Below are 17,827 nucleotides of genomic sequence, written 5' to 3'. Positions count from 1 at the left end.
TGTTTCAATTCCTGTCACGAATAAATAAATGTACAAAAAAACTATTCCGACCTGAGTGGCCGTCGGTGCGCCAATGCCTGCGCGATCCAGTTCAACACGTCGTTGATCACTTCATCGCGGTTGCTCTCGTTAAACAATCCATGCCGAGCCTGGGGGTAGATCGTCAGCTGCAGGTTCTGGCTGCCGGCCTCGCGCAGTGCGTTAGCCAGATCTTTCAGACGTTTACCTTCGCTCACCGGATCACATTCACCGCCAATCACTAACAGCGGCAGGCCCGGATCAATTTGCGCGAGATTGGACGCTTTGCTGATTTGCTGCAAGCCGCCGAGCAAATCGATCCACAGTTGGTTGGTGCAACGAAAGCCGCAAAGCGGATCGGCGGCATACAGATCGACTTCAGCCGGATCACGACTGAGCCAGTCGAATGATGTGCGCACGGGTTTGAATGACTTGTTGAACGAACCGAATGTCAGCCATTCAATCAGCGCACTGCGCCCCTTCGGCCCCTGCCGCAGGCGTTCGAGACGAGCTATCTGCCGCGCGGCACGATAAAGCGCCAAGGGCTGGAAATTTGAACCGCTCAGGATTGCGCCATGCAGGCTGGCGCTGTGATGCAGAAGATAAGCCTGGGCGATGTAGCTGCCCATGCTATGGCCGAGCAACACGATCGGCACGCCCGGATGCTGTTGGCCGATGTGCTGGTTGAGGCTGGCGAGATCACCGACCACCTTGCACCAACCGTCGTCGTCGGCGAAAAAACCCAGCGTCCCGTTTTCGGCAGTTTTGCCATGTCCACGCAAGTCCGGGGCGTAGACGCCGTAGCCCTGATCGCAGAGTTTTTGCGCCAGACGGGCGTAGCGACCGCTGTGTTCCGCCATGCCGTGTGCCAGCAGGATGACTGCTTTCAACGGGGCAGCGGGCAGCCACTGATTGACGTAAAGGCGGCTGCGGTCACTCGCGGTCAGCCAGAAAGTGTCGTGGATCATGGCGATTCCTTTGCAATGGGCTGCCAGGTGGAAAACAGCTCCGATGCATTGTATAGCGCATCGCACGCTTGCCGTCTGATCAGGCTGATCAGGCCGGACCACGGAATCAAGATTCACACGGTCAATGAGAGTCACTGGCGTATTTGCCTGATAGGCCATAACTGCTAGTGTCCGTGAAGCTCCGCCTTCTGCCTTTTGTTTTACAAATGACAGAACAGCGGCCCGGATAGGTTCAGGTAAAGAGGACAAGAACAATGCAACCTGATTTCTGGAATGACAAACGCCCGGCCGGCGTGCCCCTCGACATTGATCTGGGGGCCTACAAGTCGGTGATCGAGGTGTTCGAGCGTTCCTGCAAGAAATTTGCTGACCGCCCGGCATTCAGCAACATGGGCGTAACCCTGACCTACGCCGAACTCGAACGCTACAGCGCCGCGTTCGCCGGCTACCTGCAAGCCCACACCGACCTGGTACCGGGCGATCGCATTGCGGTGCAGATGCCCAACGTTTTGCAATACCCGATTGCCGTGTTCGGCGCCTTGCGCGCCGGCCTCATCGTGGTCAATACAAACCCGCTGTACACCGCGCGGGAGATGCGTCATCAGTTCAAGGATTCCGGTGCCCGGGCGCTGGTCTATCTGAACATGTTCGGACAGAAGGTCCAGGAAGTGCTGCCGGACACCGACATCCAGTACCTGATCGAAGCGAAGATGGGCGACATGTTGCCCGCCGCCAAGGGCTGGTTGATCAACACCGTAGTCAGCAAGGTCAAGAAAATGGTCCCGGCCTATTCATTGCCGCAAGCCATTTCCTTCAAGAGCGCGCTGCGCATGGGCAAAGGGCAGGGCATCAGGCCGCTGAACGCCGGCCTCGACGACATCGCCGTGCTGCAATACACCGGCGGCACGACTGGCCTGGCCAAGGGCGCCATGCTGACCCACGGCAATCTGGTGGCGAACATGCAGCAGGCGCGCGCCTGTCTAGGGCAGTTTGGGACTGACGGTCAGCCGCTGTTGCGCGAAGGGCAGGAGGTGATGATTGCGCCGCTGCCGCTGTACCACATCTATGCATTCACAGCGAATTGCATGTGCATGATGGTCACCGGCAACCACAATGTGCTGATCACCAATCCACGGGACATCAAGGGCTTCATCAAGGAGCTGCAGAACTGGCGCTTCTCGGCGCTGCTGGGGCTCAACACGCTGTTCGTCGCGCTGATGGATCACCCGGACTTCAAGACCCTGGACTTCACCAGCCTCAAGCTGACCAACTCCGGCGGCACCGCGCTGGTCAAGGCCACCGCCGAACGCTGGGAAAAACTGACCGGTTGCCGCATCACCGAAGGCTATGGCCTGACGGAAACGTCGCCAGTCGCCTGCACCAACCCGTACGGCGACAAATCCCGCATCGGCACGGTGGGCCTGCCGGTGCCGGGCACTACGCTCAAAGTCATCAACGATGACGGCGTCGAGCAGCCTTTGGGCGAGCGTGGCGAGTTGTGCATCAAGGGCCCGCAGATCATGAAGGGTTACTGGCAGAAACCCGAGGCGACGGCTGAAGTGCTGGATGCCGAGGGATGGTTCAAGTCGGGTGACATCGCGGTGATCGATCCGGACGGATTCGTGCGCATTGTCGACCGCAAGAAAGACATGATCATCGTCTCGGGCTTCAACGTGTACCCGAACGAGATCGAAGACGTGGTGATGGCCCACCCCAAAGTAGCCAATTGCGCGGTGATCGGCGTGCCTGACGAGCGATCGGGGGAGGCGGTGAAGTTGTTCGTGGTGGCCCGCGAATCCGGTGTCAGCCTTGAAGAGCTGAAGGCTTACTGCAAGGAAAATTTCACGGCGTACAAAGTGCCCAAGCATATTGTGTTGCGTGATTCGTTGCCGATGACACCGGTCGGCAAGATTTTGCGGCGGGAGTTGCGGGATATCGCCTGATCGGAGAATGGCCGCGCTTTGCGCGGATCGCGGGCAAGCCTAGCTCACACAAGTCTGCATCTATATTGATGTGAACCTGTGGGAGCAAGGCTTGCCCGCGATGCTTTTAACGGGGCCAAAGCACTATTTCACGGGGCCTTTTACAGCGGTATAGAATTTTTGCTCTAAAACTGACTATTGCACATTCATGAGTCACGAATGTGACCGTAGAGGCCGCTTTTGGCTCTAGTCGACCCTTGGCAAAGCTGCTACTCTCGGCGCGCTTTGTGACCTCTCGGCCTTGAAAAAAGCCAGACTCACCAACAAACAAACACCAATAATAATCGCATCAAATGCGGTGATGAATTCGCGTTGCTGAGGAGTGGGCTTCCATGATCGAAGACTTCTGGAAGGATAAATACCCTGCCGGGATTGCTGCCGACATCAATCCGGACGAGTATCCGAATATTCAGGCAGTGCTCAAGCAGTCCTGCCAACGCTTCGCCGATAAACCGGCATTCAGCAACCTGGGCAAGACAATCACCTACGGTGAACTGTACGAATTGTCCGGTGCCTTTGCCGCTTACCTGCAACAGCATACCGACTTGCAGCCGGGCGATCGAATCGCTGTGCAGCTGCCCAACGTTTTGCAGTACCCGGTCGCCGTCTTCGGGGCGATTCGTGCCGGGCTGATCGTGGTCAACACCAACCCGCTGTACACCGCGCGGGAAATGGAACACCAATTCAACGACTCCGGTGCCAAGGCCCTGATTTGCCTGGCAAACATGGCGCACCTGGCGCAGACCGTGGTGCCGAAAACCGGCGTCAAGCACGTGATTGTCACCGAAGTGGCCGATCTGTTGCCGCCGCTCAAGCGCCTGCTGATCAACAGCGTCATCAAGTACGTGAAGAAGATGGTGCCAGCGTACCACTTGCCCAAAGCCATCAAGTTCAATGACGTGCTGAGCAAGGGCCACGGCCAGCCAGTGGTTGAAGCCAACCCGGCCAGCAGCGACGTGGCGGTCCTGCAGTACACCGGCGGCACCACCGGGGTGGCGAAGGGCGCGATGCTGACTCACCGCAACCTCGTGGCGAACATGCTGCAATGCAAGGCGCTGATGGGTTCCAACCTGAATGAAGGTTGCGAGATCCTGATCACGCCTCTGCCGCTGTACCACATCTATGCCTTCACCTTTCATTGCATGGCGATGATGCTGATCGGCAACCACAACATCCTGATCAGCAACCCGCGCGACTTGCCGGCGATGGTCAAGGAACTGTCGAAGTGGAAGTTCAGCGGCTTTGTCGGCCTGAACACCTTGTTCGTTGCCCTGTGCAACAACGAAGGCTTCCGCAAGCTGGATTTCTCCGCGCTGAAAGTCACCCTGTCGGGCGGCATGGCCCTGCAATTGGCCGCCGCTGAACGCTGGAAAGCGGTCACCGGTTGCTCCATCTGCGAAGGTTACGGCATGACCGAAACCAGCCCGGTGGCGACGGTCAACCCGATCCAGCACATCCAGATCGGCACCATCGGCATTCCGGTTCCGTCGACGCTGTGCAAGATCATCAATGATGCGGGCGTTGAACAGCCGCTGGGGGAAATCGGTGAGCTGTGCGTCAAAGGCCCGCAGGTCATGAAGGGCTATTGGCAGCGCCAGGATGCCACCGACGAAATCCTCGACAGCGAAGGCTGGTTGAAAACCGGTGACATCGCGCTGATCCAGCCCGATGGCTACATGCGTATCGTCGATCGCAAGAAAGACATGATTCTGGTCTCCGGTTTCAACGTGTACCCGAACGAGCTGGAAGACGTGCTCGCGACCTTGCCAGGCGTGCTGCAGTGCGCAGCCATCGGCATCCCGGACGAGAAGTCTGGCGAGGCGATCAAGATCTTCATCGTTGCCAAACCGGGCGTGACGTTGACGAAAGAGCAAGTCATGGAGCACATGCGTGCGAACGTGACGGGCTACAAGGTCCCACGCTCCGTCGAGTTCCGCGACGCACTGCCGACGACTAACGTCGGCAAGATCTTGCGGCGTGAACTGCGGGATGAAGAGCTGAAGAAAATCAACGCGAAGAAAGCCACCGCGTAATCAAACAAAAGCCCCGCAGATGCGGGGCTTTTTGTTAGTGCATGTATGTAAGTTTCAGCGGCTGCAACCTGTGGCGAGGGGATTTAGCGAACCGTCGCACCGCCCCGTTCGGCTGCGCAGCAGTCGTAAAACCAGCCTACGCGGTGTACCTGATACACCTCAATTGCGGCTTTTGGGGCTGCTTCGCAGCCCAACGGGGATAAATCCCCTCGCCACAGGGGATGTGTGGTGTTACAGGCGGAACGGCGCGAAGTTCACGTTGGTGCCCGCCGGACGCATGTCCTGCAAGTACGAATCCTTGTCTGCACTCAGTTCCAGGCTCAATGCCGCCTTGCGCTTGCCCTCATTGCGCACCACCAGCCCTTCGAGCTTTTCGCGCAGGAACACCGTCGGCACTTTCAGGTGCAGCAGTTCGTCGGTGTCCGGCGTGTGCATCAGCAGGTGCACCCATTCGTACTGACCAATGGCCAGGCGCGCGACCGGAATATCGAACCACCAGATGTTGCGGTTACGGTTCAATTCGGTGAAATGGCAGTTGTTGACGCCAAGCACAGCACCGCCGAGTTCCTGGTTTCTGCGGGCAATGGCCTGCTTTTTATCGAGTTTCATAACATTCCTACGGGATTGGATCTTCAGCGCCTGAGCCTGAATACGTTGCGCATTCTCGGGGGTTGGTCGGCAAACATAAAGCCCAACCTGCGTCGATCGATGAAATGTCCTGCTGAAAATAAATGAAACTCCCTGCAAACGCCTCCGGTCAATCTTTGTGTAACGACTTTTCTCGTTCAATTGTTCACAGGAGAAACACCATGAGCAGCACTGGCGATAAAGTAAAAGGCATGGCCAACGAAGCCGCTGGTAACGTCAAGCAGGGCGTCGGCAAGGCCACCGGCAACGATAAAATGCGCGCTGAAGGCGTCGTTCAGGAAAAGAAAGGCGAAGCTCAACAAGCGGTTGGCAAAGCCAAAGACGCGGTAAAGAAAGGTGTCGACAAGGCCTGATCCAGGCCGTGACGTGCTTTACGAACGGCCATCCACGGATGGCCGTTTTTGTGTCAGCTTGAACTTGAGCACGGAAATTGTTTCAAAGTCGCCAAGTAGGCTACTTTGATGTAGAAAACGGCCCCTGAGTCGCCTCGACTTCAACCCAATTTTGCGGCGAAAGGAGACGCTAATGATTTTCCCGGACATGAAAGGTCTGCCCATCCATCGCGTGATGGTGCGCACAGTCACTGAGTTCGTTGACGACGAGATGTCGACCTACGCCTCGGCACTGGCCTATCAGATGTTGTTCTCGTTATTCCCCTTCATCCTGTTCCTGATTGCACTGATCGGTTTCCTGCACCTGCCGGACTTTTTTTCGTGGCTGCGCCTGCAGTCGGAACTGGTGTTGCCGCCCCAGGCTCTGGAGCAGGTGAACCCGGTGATCGACCAGCTTCAGCAGTCCAAAGGCGGGTTGCTGTCGGTCGGTATCGTGATTGCGCTATGGACCGCCTCGGCCGGCGTGCGCTTGATGATGAGCGCGATGAACGCGGCCTACGATGTGGTGGAAGGTCGCCCGGCCTGGAAGCGCTTTCCCCTGTCGATCATCTACACCATTGGCATCGCCGGCATGCTGTTGGTGGCCGCTGCCTTGATGGTGCTGGGACCGCAAGTCATGGGCTGGATCGCCTCCCAGGTCGGCCTTGAAGACTTCATCGTCACCTTGTGGACAATCGTCCGCTGGCCGGTGGTGGTGATCCTGCTAATGGTCGCGGTGGCGCTGATTTATTACGTCATGCCCGACGTCAAGCAGGAGTTTCGCTTCATCACGCCGGGGTCCGTGCTGGCGGTGGTGGTGTGGATTCTGGCCTCCGTGGGCTTCGGCCTGTACGTCAAGGAATTCGCCAACTACAACGCCATGTACGGCAGTATCGGTGCGATCATCGTGTTGCTGCTCTATTTCTATATTTCTGCGGCGGTACTATTGCTCGGCGCAGAAATGAATGCAGTGATCGAGCACATGTCCACCGAAGGCAAGGACCCTGGCGAGAAAGTCCCTGGGGAGCTCGACCACGAGCCTAAACACCACGTTTCCGGACTGGGTCGAGACCACTCGATCAAGTCGCCCACTGACGAAGCCATCTAATGATCCGTGAAATTCTAAAAATGGGTGATGAGCGCTTGCTGCGCATTGCCCCGCCGGTTCCGGCTGAAATGTTCGATAGCCCCGAGCTGTGGCAACTGATCGACGACATGTTCCAGACCATGGAAAGCGTCGGTGGGGTTGGCCTGGCCGCGCCGCAGATCGGCGTCGACCTGCAATTGGTGATCTTCGGTTTTGAGCACAGCGAACGCTATCCGGACGCCGAAGCCGTGCCACAGACGATTTTGATCAATCCACTGATAACGCCGCTGAGCCCGACACTGGAAGAGGGTTTCGAAGGCTGCCTGTCGGTACCGGGTCTGCGCGGTGCGGTGGATCGTTATCGGGATATTCGCTACGAAGGTGTCGACCCCAAGGGGCAACCGATCCTGCGCATTGCTTCAGGCTTTCACGCACGGGTCGTGCAGCATGAGTGCGATCACCTGATCGGGCGGCTGTACCCGTCGCGCATCACGGATTTCACCCAATTCGGATTTACCGAGGTGATGTTCCCGGAGCTTGATCCGAACGCTGACGATTAACACAAGATTTTTGAATCCCCTGATAAACCTGTGGGAGCCGGGCTTGCCCGGCTCCCACATTTGGTTCTTTACAGGTTTGGATTGCTTCATTTTCCCGGGCTTAATAAGCCGCAATGTCATCCGTTAATTAACGGATTCGCACCCCGCTTGAAGAACTGCCCTTCATCGACCGATCACACGTTATCGATGGGCGACCTCACCAACGGTTCTAAACCCATGGCAATCATCGGCTTGCTGCGTGCGTATCGGCTCAGGCGTTCGGCCATCGAGTAGGGCAGTGGCGGATCAAAAGCAAAACCACGCCGCTCATAAAACTCCCGCAAGTCTGGATGACAAAACAACCACACCGGACCTTCGGCGTCCTTGATCGCGTGGGCGATCAGCGTCGCGGCGATGCCCTGTTCGCGGCAGGCAGGATCAACGAACAACCCGGTCAACCAATGCCCGTCCGCGACCGGTCGCAAGCACAGCGCGCCGATGATCCCCTCGCGTCTGGCGACCCAGAGTTGTGCGTCGCGCACGGCTTTCATCGACGATTGATGAGCGCGATAAAACTTGTTCATCAGTGGCCACAAAGGCTCGTCGAGCAAGGTGTACTGGGTGTCGGGCATAGGGTTGGCTTGTCGATACGTAAAACGGGCGATTATAAAAGAACACGCGTGCGGCGATAGGTGTATACCTGATTCCACATCCCGTATGAGTGGAGTACGTATCATGGCCAAAGGCATGGATTCAAAGAAAGCAGCGAAGAAAAAACCGGCAAAAACCGCCGATGAAAAGCGCGCGGACAAGAAGGCCAAGAAGGTGGATGTGTTCGGTCATTGATCCCGCGACAAGGGAGCCCGGCCCTCGGGCTCCTGCTGTCTGTCTAACCTCATAACCAAATAATCTGCAAGAAAACCCGGCGTTCATGCACAGAAGGGGATTGATCCTCGATCTGAGCAACGCCATGCCCACCACTTCGACAATACCCTCCGGGCGCGCTCCAGGGAGGTGTTCCGCGATCCTGAAGACAAGAGTTGCTTGCCGGGTTACATCGCCACGAGGGTTGGCGCCGGTTTGTAGCGAGAAAAAAGGATCAAAACTGTCATTTGTGACAGTAGACAAGATGTCATCAGAAACAGACTCTGCACCTGAACATCACCAATGATCAGCGTGCATTCAGGCGCGGAGTTTTTACATGGTTATCAGATTGATCCTCGTCATCTTTGCGCTGTGTGTTGGCGTCTTCGTACTGTTCTTCTTTTATGCAAAAGACGCCGTAGGTGAAAAAAGTCGTTTCGCCGTCATCAATCCCCCAATGAATGCTGCGCAAACGGTGGCGGTCCAGCAGCGGATCGATGAACAGCTCATTCGCAAAGGGGGTGGCGAGCAAATCAGCTCGACTCAGCTGGTCTACGAAAATGGCGCGGTGATAGTAGCCTTTCCGGTTCCTGGCGACGTCCAGGGGAGCGACGGCATCTGCGACTACGGCTATTTCTGCGTTTGGGAAAATCGGGATTACACCGGGAAAAAATTGTCGGTGTTGAGCAAAGCCGCCAATCGTCCCATCAACCTGTCTGACTACAACATGAGCAAACAGGTATCGTCCTGGCAGCACAATAATAGAGTTCGCACAGTGAAGATCTTTGGCGTAGATGGCCCCGATGCTATTGGTAACATGATGATGAGCAACATCAAGGAAGTGGGATTAGGCAGGGGTTGCTGCCCCTTCAGTTTTCCCGAAAAAGCCGTCGTCCCTGCCCAGGTCACCGAGCTCTATTCCCAGAATGAATTGATCGAGCAAAGCGACAGAATGGTCAGTGTCGCGTTTTCTCCGATGTTTATTTTGTTTGCCCAGTAGTAGCCATTCTCATCCCGCGTGACACCTTCCGACGCTGAACCGATTTAGTCCCGGATACTGGCCGACTAGTGGCCTTGCTTCACGATAATGGCTGTCTATGCTGACGCTAGCCAGCAAGGAGTCTTTGCATAAAAGGAATTACCTATGAATACATCAGGGTTGGCCCTGTCCGGGGCTATCAAGAGAAGGATGTCTTGATAAGAGCGTTGCAGTTAGGACTCTCCGATTGAACATCATTTATCACCTGACACTTCCTTCCTTATTGGGGGATGCGTGTGCCTGTTCCATGGAACGTTTTGGTGGATACGTTGAAAGAACGTTGAACTTTCTTCATTCAAACGACCGCGCTTAGGGTGATACAACCATGTTTAACCTACATCACAAGTCTGATCTGCTGGAAATCGAACGCTTCAGCTGCGCACTGACTGAAGCCAACGGCAAGTTGGCGGCTATCAGTCGTTCAATGGCGATCATCGAGTTCACCCCTGAAGGTGTGGTAATAGACGCCAACGACAACTTCTGCAGCGTCATGGGTTACAGCGTTGAAGAAGTGCGCGGCAAGCACCACAGAATGTTCTGCGAGGAGGCGTTTTATCGGAGCGAGGAATACGCGAAATTGTGGCGCGACCTGGCACGTGGCGAACCGGTGTCCGGGACTTTTTCACGCTTGAATAAACGGGGCCAAGAGGTCTGGCTTGAAGCCAGTTACATGCCGGTATTGGGTGCCGATCGCCAGGTTAAAAGCGTGATGAAAGTGGCCTCGGACATCACCGATCGAATCAACAAGGAACACGAGAACGACAGCCTGCTCGCCGCCATCGGCCGCTCCATGGCGGTTATCGAATTCACCCCCGATGGCAAGGTCATTACCGCCAACGAGAACTTTCTGAAAACCATGCACTACTCGCTCAACGAAGTAGTGGGGCAGCACCACAGCCTGTTTTGCCATCGCAGCGAAAGTGATTCACAAGCGTATAAGGCGTTCTGGGCGTCACTCAACCGTGGCGAATATCACTCGCACCGTTTCGAGCGCAAAGACAAGTACGGTCATACGGTGTTTCTGGAAGCTTCCTACAACCCGTTGTTCGACGCCAAGGGCCGGTTGTACAAAGTGGTGAAGTTTGCCAGTGACATCACCCAACAGGTCACGACCCTGCAAACCGCTGCAGAGTCCGCTCACAGCACGTCAGTGCAAAACGATGCCTGCGCGCAGAAGGGGTCTCAGGTGGTGCAGCAAACCGTGCAGATCATCCAGGACATCTCCCGCGATCTGAACGAAGCCGCCCTGAGTATTGATGCGGTCAGCAAGCAATCCGACATCATCGGCACCATCGTCCAGACCATTCGCGGAATCGCCGATCAAACCAACCTGTTGGCACTCAACGCAGCGATCGAGGCGGCTCGGGCGGGCGAACACGGGCGCGGGTTCGCGGTGGTGGCCGACGAAGTCCGCAGCCTCGCGGCGCGAACCAGTCAGGCGACGCTGGAGATTGTCGACGTGGTGCGCAGGAACCACGACCTGTCGCTGAGTGCGGTCACCAGCATGCAATCGAGCTTGAGCCGGACCGGGCTTGGCGTTGAACTGGCGAACGAGGCGGGCGAGGTGATTCTGGAGATCCAGCAAGGCTCGCGGCATGTGGTGGATGCGATCAGCCAGTTCAACTCGACGTTGCAGTTGAACTAGCGCACGTATGTCTAAATGGCATACCCAATCCTTGTAGCAGCTGGCGCAGCCTGCGTTCGGCTCTGTTGTGGCGAGGGGATTCATCCCCGTTCGGCTGCTCGGCAGTCGTAAAGATATGGGGCCGCTGCGCGACCCAACGGGGATGAATCCCCTCGCCACAGAGCAGCCGGACGCAGGCTGCGCCAGCTGCTACAGGGATTTGTGTGTATTGAGGGATTAGAGCGCGGCCAGGAATTTGTCTACCACTTGGCCATTGTCCTTGTCGGCACTGCTATCGGCGTTCTCGGTTTTCGCCAGTTTCAGCTTGTCTTCCATGCGCTGTGCAAGCTCTTCACCGATCGCCTTTTGCTGCTCCGGTGGCATGGCTTTGACCTCCTCTTCCGTCAGCCCCATCTCTTTCAAAAGGCTGTCGCGCAGACGCTGTTCCGGTGTCTTGCTCATGTAGTCCTTGAAGTCGCTCATGGCCGTGCTGTCGCTCGACGCCGGTACGGTCGACGCGTCGGTCGCTTGCAGGTTGATGCGGGTTTTCGCGAACGCTTCATTGACGTTGTCGCTGATCTTGCTGGTGTCGCTGGCCTGCGCGGTGGGCGTAACGGCGTTGTTCTGGACGTTCTGGATCAACCCGCTGTACAGCGCGCTGGCGGCCGCCGTCGTGGGGTCCATGTCCGTGCGTTGCGGGGGTTGAACGACGTGTGTCTGTTTCGCACTGACCAACATGATGGATAAACCTGCAGGTAATGGCTGATCCAACAGTAAGAGCAATTTGCATGCCGTCAGCTGAGCCCCCTGTTTTCAAGGGGCCAGCGCCATGCCGTGCAACGAAGGCGGAGACAGGTTGCCGCTTGGCGGCATCCCTCGTCCGCGTTGCGGTCAACGATGGGCAATGTTCTCCAGGGCCAGGTTGCGGGTCCGTGGGCCGAACCAGCCGATGGTGATCATCACGATCAGCATGCTGCTGACGATGAACGCCAACACACCCGGCGTGCCGAAATGCTCGAGAAATATCCCGATCAGCAGGCTGCTGAATACCGTCGACAATCGACTGAACGAATAACAGAACCCGACCGCCCGGGCGCGGATGTTGGTGGGGAACAGTTCGCTTTGATAAGAGTGATAACTGAAGCTCAACCAGGCGTTGCAGAAAGTGATCATCACCCCACAGAAAATCAGACCGAACGCACTGGTTTGCCACGCGAACAGCGTACCGAACGTCATCGCGCCCAGCGCTGAACCGACGATCTGCCATTTGTTTTCAAAACGGTTGGCGAACTTCACGAACAGCAAAGGCCCGAGCGGGTAGGCAAGGGTAATGATGAAGGCATACATCAGACTGTGGGTGACACTCACGCCTTGTCCGGACAGCAACGCCGGCAGCCAGTTGCCAAAGCCGAAGAAACCGATGGCCTGAAACACATGGAACACAATCAGCATCAGGGCCCGGCGACGAAACGGTGGCTGCCAGATATCGGCGAAACGACCTTTGCCTTGAACGTCCACCTCAGCCGGTTCCGGCTCGTCCAGCGCCTTGCCTTGATCCTTCACGCAGCGCGCTTCGATGTCATCGAGAATCTTGCCGGCCTCGTCGAATCGGCCGTGCTGGGCCAGCCAGCGCGGAGACTCCGGCAAGCGCGAACGCAGCCACCAGATGAACAAGGCAAACACCGCGCTCGCCAACACCACCCAACGCCAGCCCGAGACACCGAAGGGCGCTTGCGGCACCAGCCACCATGACATCAATGCCACCGCTGGCACCGACAGGAATTGCACGAAAAACGCGAAGGCAAAGGCGGAACTGCGCATGCGTTTGGGGACCAGTTCCGAGAGATACGCGTCGATGGTCACCAGTTCGATGCCCAGCCCAATGCCCACCAGGAAGCGCATGCAGATAATCCCCAGGGCCGAACTCTGAACCCCCATCGCGACGGTCGCGACGGTGTACCAGATCAGGGCAAAGGTGAAGATCGCGCGGCGACCGAAGCGATCCGCCAATGGGCTCAGCAGGCTTGCGCCAAGAAACAACCCGAGGAAGGTCGCCGAGGCAAACGCGGCCTGATCGGAAAAGCCAAACACGCCCTGGCTGCCTGTCGCGAAGATGCCATCGCGAATCAGGCCAGGGCTGATGTAGGCCGTCTGGAAAAGATCGTACAGCTCGAAAAAACCACCGATAGAAAGCAGCGCCACCAGTTTCCAGATCGTTGAAACGGCAGGTAATCGGTCGATGCGAGCGGAGATTTGAGCGGCGCGGACGGGATCGATACCGTCCGCTTGGCTGAAGGAGGCGAGGGTGCGCGCAGACATATGCTGATCCAATTTTTATTGATGGAGAAGCTTAGCCTGCTATCGGAATCAGGTGTGTGCGAATCCCGGCGCATTTTCACTGGATTTCGCTAGTTTATTGCAGTAACGGTATTCATCTTGGTGGTTTATGGCGCAATGGGGATGTCGAACTGTTGAAACGCGTCATCCATCGGCTCATAGCCAAGCACTCGCGTCGTTTCGCTGAGGTCCAGCCGCTTGAAGCGGTTGTTGGAGATGCCATGGGCAATCAGGTGTTGCACGCCTTCCACTTCCACCGAGCGTTGCAGCAACTGCACCGCATCTCGTGGGCTGAGCCAGGCACTCAGATCACGGGCATTGGTCAGTTCATGACGGTCCGGGAATTCGAACGCGCCGATACGCAAGGCGATGGTCGAAAGCCCGCGTTTGGCGGCGTAGTACCCACACAACGCCTCGCCATAGCACTTGCTGACGCCGTAAAGGTTGGCCGGCATCACCTGCATGCCCGGCGTGATTTGCCGATCCACCGGATAACCTTCAATGGTTTGCGCGCTGCTGGCGAACACCAGTCGCTTGCATCCGGCAGCGACGGCGGCTTCGAACAGGTAGGTGGTGGCGAGAATGTTGTTGGGCAGCAACTCATCGAACGAGGCGGTGGCGTGCGGGATGCCAGCCAGGTGCACGATCACGTCGATGCCTTCCAGGGCATTGCCTACGGCTGAAGCGTCGGCCAGGTCCAGGCGCAGGAAACGGTGCGGGACGTCGACCGCGAAGTCGGGTTCGATGCGATCCGTCAGCACAAAGGTGTAGCGGTCCTTCGACGCTTCGAAAAAGGTTTTGCCGATTCTGCCGCAGGCACCGGTCAGCAGTACGTTGAGTCCGTTCATGTGTCTCTCTTTTCAAGGGGGTACAGAAGGGTATGTCGGGCACTAGGGCAACCCGTTGCAGCCATGTTTGAGAAATCCTGGGCGTTGGGCCAGCCGTTGAAAGTACTCGTCGACGGCGGGGTAGTCGGGGCGATCGATCGGTGTCATCAGCCAGCGGTTGACTGAAAGTCCGACGACGATGTCGGCCAGGGTGAAGTGAGGGCCGGCGACATAAGCACCGGTTGCCTTGAGCTGCTGTTCGAGGATGGCCATCTTCTGGTTCCAGCCGCGCACGCCGACGGCGAGACGGTGCGGGTCCTGATATTCCGGATCCTTGCGCACCAGCGCCGTGAACGCATAACTCCAGGAGGGGTTGAGCTCGGTGGCCTGCCAATCCATCCACTGCTCGACCCGGGCGCGGGCTGCAGGCTCCGTGGGCAGCAGATCGGTGTGGTGGTGTTTGCCGACCAGGTAGCGGCAGATGGTGTTGGACTCCCATAACACGCCGGCGTCGTCGATGATCACCGGCACCTGTGCGTTGGGATTGAGCTTGATGAACTCGGGGCTGTGGGTCGATGCAAAACCGCTGCCCCAGTCCTCGCGTTCGTAGGAAACACTCAATTCGTCGCAGGTCCACAGGACCTTTCTGACGTTGATCGAGGATGCTTTACCGAGAATCTTCAGTGCGTGTTCCATTGAGCTACTCCTTTAGCGATTCGACGCTTCAGGAATCTAACAGTGTGTCGGCCAGGATGCGACTCAGGCCGGGTCCGGTAACGCCGAGGCTGGTAAACCAAACGTGCGGTCAAACAGCCAGTTGAACGCGAAGGTGTAGCAGGGAATGAAGATGATCAGTGCCAGATCCAGCAAGAAAGCTTGTACCAGGCTGATGTTCATCCACCAGGCAATCAGCGGGATCAGAAACACTATCAAGGTTAGTTGAAATCCCACTGCATGGGCGATGCGCCGTTTAACCGTGCGGGTGCGCGAAGGCTGGCGGCTTTCCCAGCGTTCGAACAACGAGGTGTAGATGAAATTCCAGCTCACGGCGATGGTGGTAATGACCACGGCCAGCGGGCCGGTGCTACCGGGAGAGGTGCCGGACAACAAGGCCAGGCCTAGCGCCGAGAAGCTCATGCCGATGATTTCGTACAGCGACACATAAACCAGTTTGCGTTTAACACCTTGCATGGGGAACGGCCTCTTTCGGACAACGTGATGCCAGTTTTCTGAAGACTGACTGGCAGAGGCGGCGCAAGATAGCTTCAATGGTATTGACAGAAAAAGTCAGAAGCTTTCAGTTTTATTGATAGGAAGAGTGATGAATTTCAACAGTGACAGCATCGAACTGTTTCTCGCGGTGATTGAGCGTGGTTCGTTTTCTGCCGCCGCTCGAGCACTGGGCAAAGTGCCGTCGGCGGTGAGCATGGGCATTGGCAACCTCGAAGCAGAATTGGGTTACTCGCTGTTCGATCGCAGCCACCGGGACCCGGTGCCGACTGCCATGGCCCACGCGCTGATGCCCCATGCTCGACTGATCGCCGAGCAGCTCAAGCAGTTGCAGGTGCATGCCATCGAGCTGTCGCTGGGCCTGGAAAGCAAGTTGTCGATTGGCGTGGTGGCAGACATCGACAAGCGTCGACTGATGGCGGCGATCAAGGTCATCACCGAGCGACATCCGCTGCTGGACATCGAGGTGCTCAGCGCACCGCAGGATGATGTGTTGGCCTTGCTGCACAGCGGCAGGGTCAGCGTCTGCCTGGCCTTCGCCGGGTTGAGCATGAACGTGCTTGAGCGTTTCCAGTTTGTCGGCACGGAACGGATGATCGCCACGCTCTCGGCGGACAATCCGCTGTTTCAGGGGAAGGATCTGTATCTGGAGGATTTGGTGAACGTGCGGCAAATCATCGTCGCCAGCCGCGACTTGCCGATCAGCGATACACGGCCATTGGTGGCTGAGTCGTATTGGCGCACCGACACGCTGGCGATGGCGCTGGACATGGTCGAAGCCGGGTTGGGGTGGGGGAATTTTCCATTGTCAGTGGTGCAGCCCTTACTCGACGCAGGCCGACTCAAACGCCTGAATTTTCGTAATATCGAGAACGGGTTGGTGTTGCCGGTGCATGCGATATGGCTCAAGAGTCAGCCTTTGCAGAAGGGGGCGTTGGCGGTTGTAGAACTTCTGGCCAGCACAAATTCCTGATCCGCCCCAACTCCTGTAGGAGCTGCCGAGTGAAACGAGGCTGCGATCTTTTGATCTTGTTCTTTCCAAATGAAGATCAGGATCAAAAGATCGCAGCCTCGTTTCACTCGACAGCTCCTACACAGCTCCTGCACAGCGGCCACACAGCTCCGGCAAGGAAACTACGTACTCTCGCGCACCTTCAATTCAAACCCCATGTCCTGCACCGGTTTGGCCACCGTGTTGCCGGCCAGCAAGGTCAGCATCAACTCTGCCGAACGACGGCCAATGGCCTCTCGTGGCGTGCTGATGCTGCTCAAGCGCGGGACCATGTGGGCCGAAGCCGGCAGGTCGTTGAAGCCCAGGATCGCCACTTGTTCGGGAATCTTGATCCCGCAACGCATCGCCTCCAGCAGCGCACCCTGGGCCAGGTCGTCGTTGCCGAAGAAAATCGCATCGACATCCGGGTGACTGGCCATCAGCTGCAGAAACAACTCCCCGCCCAACCCGACAGACGACGCACGCGGGGTCAGGATCTCCAGATCCGGATCGTACAGGCCAGCCTTTTGCAGCGCTTTGCGGAAGCCTTCACCGCGCAGCAAGGTGCGTTGATCCAGCTGCGCGCCGATGTAAGCCAGGCGCTTGCGGCCACGGGACAGCAAATGTTGCGCCGCGGTTTCGCCCGCCGCGAGTTGCGAAAAGCCCACGCAGTTCAAGCCGGCCGCACTGTCCAGTTCCATCATGTACACGCAAGGTATGTTGCTGGCTTCGATCATCCGTCGCGAGCTTTCGGTGCGGTCGAAACCGGTCAGCAACAAGCCGCGAGGCTGATATGCCATGTAGTTGCGCAGCAGGTTTTCTTCTTCGTCGCCGGAGTAGTGGAAGTTGCCGATCAGCACTTCGAAGCCCTTGGGGCGCAAAACCTGATGAATGGCTTCCAGCGTATCGATGAACAACAGGTTGGACAGCGACGGCACCAGCACAACCACCGAATGACCCTGGGCAGACGCCAGCGCACGGGCGGCAGGGTTGACCACGTAGTTGAGTTCGAGGGCGGCTTTCTGGACTTTTTCCACCAGTTCGGTCGCCACGGTGCTGACTCCTCGCAAGGCGCGGGAGGCCGTGATCGGGCTGACGCCGGCCAGCCGGGCGACTTCGTTCAGGGTAGGGCGGCCAGTGGTGCGCGTATTTTTATCGTTTTTAGGGGAGATCATCGGACGGCTTGCCAAACAAAATTCGAGGCACTAAGGTAGCGCTGTCCCGAAGCAGCTGCAAATGCGTAAGCGAGTTTTGCCTGAACCTCGCTTT

Annotated in this window: 17 protein-coding genes and 1 pseudogene; 9 read left to right on the top strand and 9 right to left on the bottom strand. The window is 57.3% G+C overall.

Annotated elements, in window-relative coordinates; translation table 11 throughout:
• Nucleotides 1-41 precede the first annotated feature (41 nt).
• A complete protein-coding gene (locus tag AC3ZVB_RS20810; RefSeq protein WP_490147613.1) occupies nt 42-986 on the bottom strand; it encodes an alpha/beta hydrolase in 945 nt (314 codons plus the stop codon).
• Between the two features lie 254 nt (nt 987-1,240).
• Here AC3ZVB_RS20810 and fadD2 point away from each other — a divergent pair, with 254 nt between their 5' ends.
• Both fadD2 and fadD1 read left to right on the top strand, forming a co-directional pair.
• Entirely contained in the window at nt 1,241-2,929 is a 1,689-nt protein-coding gene (gene fadD2 / locus AC3ZVB_RS20805; RefSeq protein ID WP_490147612.1) for a long-chain-fatty-acid--CoA ligase FadD2, read from the top strand.
• 371 nt (nt 2,930-3,300) lie between these two features.
• A complete protein-coding gene (fadD1, locus tag AC3ZVB_RS20800) occupies nt 3,301-5,001 on the top strand; it encodes a long-chain-fatty-acid--CoA ligase FadD1 (protein WP_490147611.1) in 1,701 nt (566 codons plus the stop codon).
• Between the two features lie 231 nt (nt 5,002-5,232).
• Here fadD1 and AC3ZVB_RS20795 read toward each other — a convergent pair whose 3' ends face one another.
• Nucleotides 5,233-5,610: a hypothetical protein gene (locus AC3ZVB_RS20795; protein ID WP_109634211.1), complete on the bottom strand. Its 378-nt coding sequence runs from the start codon at nt 5,608-5,610 to the stop codon at nt 5,233-5,235.
• 200 nt (nt 5,611-5,810) lie between these two features.
• On the opposite strand from AC3ZVB_RS20795, the gene AC3ZVB_RS20790 reads away from it, so the two are divergent.
• The 3 genes from AC3ZVB_RS20790 to def all read left to right on the top strand — a co-directional run bounded on the left by AC3ZVB_RS20790 (nt 5,811) and on the right by def (nt 7,667).
• Nucleotides 5,811-6,002 carry a CsbD family protein gene (locus AC3ZVB_RS20790; protein ID WP_020798093.1) on the top strand — a complete coding sequence of 64 codons (192 nt, stop codon included), beginning with the start codon at nt 5,811-5,813 and terminating at the stop codon, nt 6,000-6,002.
• A gap of 172 nt (nt 6,003-6,174) precedes the next feature.
• Nucleotides 6,175-7,128, top strand: coding sequence for a YihY/virulence factor BrkB family protein (locus AC3ZVB_RS20785; protein ID WP_490147610.1), 954 nt, complete (start codon nt 6,175-6,177; stop codon nt 7,126-7,128).
• Nucleotides 7,128-7,667: a peptide deformylase gene (def, locus tag AC3ZVB_RS20780; protein ID WP_162438650.1), complete on the top strand. Its 540-nt coding sequence runs from the start codon at nt 7,128-7,130 to the stop codon at nt 7,665-7,667. Before AC3ZVB_RS20785 ends, def begins: the two co-directional genes overlap by 1 nt.
• A 173-nt stretch (nt 7,668-7,840) precedes the next feature.
• Here def and AC3ZVB_RS20775 read toward each other — a convergent pair whose 3' ends face one another.
• Complete coding sequence (locus AC3ZVB_RS20775) at nt 7,841-8,278, bottom strand: GNAT family N-acetyltransferase (RefSeq protein ID WP_490147609.1); 438 nt, start codon at nt 8,276-8,278, stop codon at nt 7,841-7,843.
• Nucleotides 8,279-8,847: 569 nt separating this feature from the next.
• Here AC3ZVB_RS20775 and AC3ZVB_RS20770 point away from each other — a divergent pair.
• The 3 genes and pseudogenes from AC3ZVB_RS20770 to AC3ZVB_RS20760 all read left to right on the top strand — a co-directional run bounded on the left by AC3ZVB_RS20770 (nt 8,848) and on the right by AC3ZVB_RS20760 (nt 11,194).
• Nucleotides 8,848-9,510, top strand: a complete 663-nt coding sequence (locus AC3ZVB_RS20770) for a peptidase inhibitor family I36 protein (RefSeq protein WP_490147608.1) — start codon at nt 8,848-8,850, stop codon at nt 9,508-9,510.
• A 364-nt stretch (nt 9,511-9,874) separates the two neighbouring features.
• Nucleotides 9,875-10,651, top strand: a pseudogene (locus AC3ZVB_RS20765) (PAS domain-containing protein); the annotation flags it as partial.
• Nucleotides 10,625-11,194 (top strand): methyl-accepting chemotaxis protein, encoded by a 570-nt coding sequence (locus AC3ZVB_RS20760; RefSeq protein ID WP_490147627.1) that lies wholly within the window; start codon nt 10,625-10,627, stop codon nt 11,192-11,194. The pseudogene AC3ZVB_RS20765 and the gene AC3ZVB_RS20760, both read left to right, overlap by 27 nt.
• 216 nt (nt 11,195-11,410) lie before the next feature.
• Here AC3ZVB_RS20760 and AC3ZVB_RS20755 read toward each other — a convergent pair whose 3' ends face one another.
• The 5 genes from AC3ZVB_RS20755 to AC3ZVB_RS20735 all read right to left on the bottom strand — a co-directional run bounded on the left by AC3ZVB_RS20755 (nt 11,411) and on the right by AC3ZVB_RS20735 (nt 15,528).
• Nucleotides 11,411-11,911, bottom strand: a complete 501-nt coding sequence (locus tag AC3ZVB_RS20755; protein ID WP_162438654.1) for a hypothetical protein — start codon at nt 11,909-11,911, stop codon at nt 11,411-11,413.
• A gap of 153 nt (nt 11,912-12,064) precedes the next feature.
• On the bottom strand, nt 12,065-13,492 hold the full coding sequence (locus AC3ZVB_RS20750; RefSeq protein WP_162438655.1) for an MFS transporter: 1,428 nt from the start codon (nt 13,490-13,492) through the stop codon (nt 12,065-12,067).
• A gap of 125 nt (nt 13,493-13,617) precedes the next feature.
• Nucleotides 13,618-14,358, bottom strand: a complete 741-nt coding sequence (locus tag AC3ZVB_RS20745) for an NAD-dependent epimerase/dehydratase family protein (RefSeq protein ID WP_490147607.1) — start codon at nt 14,356-14,358, stop codon at nt 13,618-13,620.
• 42 nt (nt 14,359-14,400) lie between these two features.
• Nucleotides 14,401-15,033, bottom strand: a complete 633-nt coding sequence (locus AC3ZVB_RS20740; protein WP_490147606.1) for a glutathione S-transferase family protein — start codon at nt 15,031-15,033, stop codon at nt 14,401-14,403.
• Nucleotides 15,034-15,096: 63 nt separating this feature from the next.
• Nucleotides 15,097-15,528 (bottom strand): PACE efflux transporter, encoded by a 432-nt coding sequence (locus AC3ZVB_RS20735; RefSeq protein WP_490147605.1) that lies wholly within the window; start codon nt 15,526-15,528, stop codon nt 15,097-15,099.
• 130 nt (nt 15,529-15,658) lie between these two features.
• On the opposite strand from AC3ZVB_RS20735, the gene AC3ZVB_RS20730 reads away from it, so the two are divergent.
• Nucleotides 15,659-16,540, top strand: a complete 882-nt coding sequence (locus AC3ZVB_RS20730; protein WP_490147604.1) for a LysR family transcriptional regulator — start codon at nt 15,659-15,661, stop codon at nt 16,538-16,540.
• A gap of 161 nt (nt 16,541-16,701) precedes the next feature.
• On the opposite strand, the gene gntR is transcribed toward AC3ZVB_RS20730, so the two are convergent.
• Nucleotides 16,702-17,733: an HTH-type transcriptional regulator GntR gene (gntR, locus tag AC3ZVB_RS20725; RefSeq protein ID WP_490147603.1), complete on the bottom strand. Its 1,032-nt coding sequence runs from the start codon at nt 17,731-17,733 to the stop codon at nt 16,702-16,704.
• Between the last annotated feature and the right edge of the window lie 94 nt (nt 17,734-17,827).

It is taken from the genome of Pseudomonas sp. MDV22-iso1 (assembly GCF_058145095.1).
This window is presented reverse-complemented; position numbering and strand designations above follow the sequence as displayed.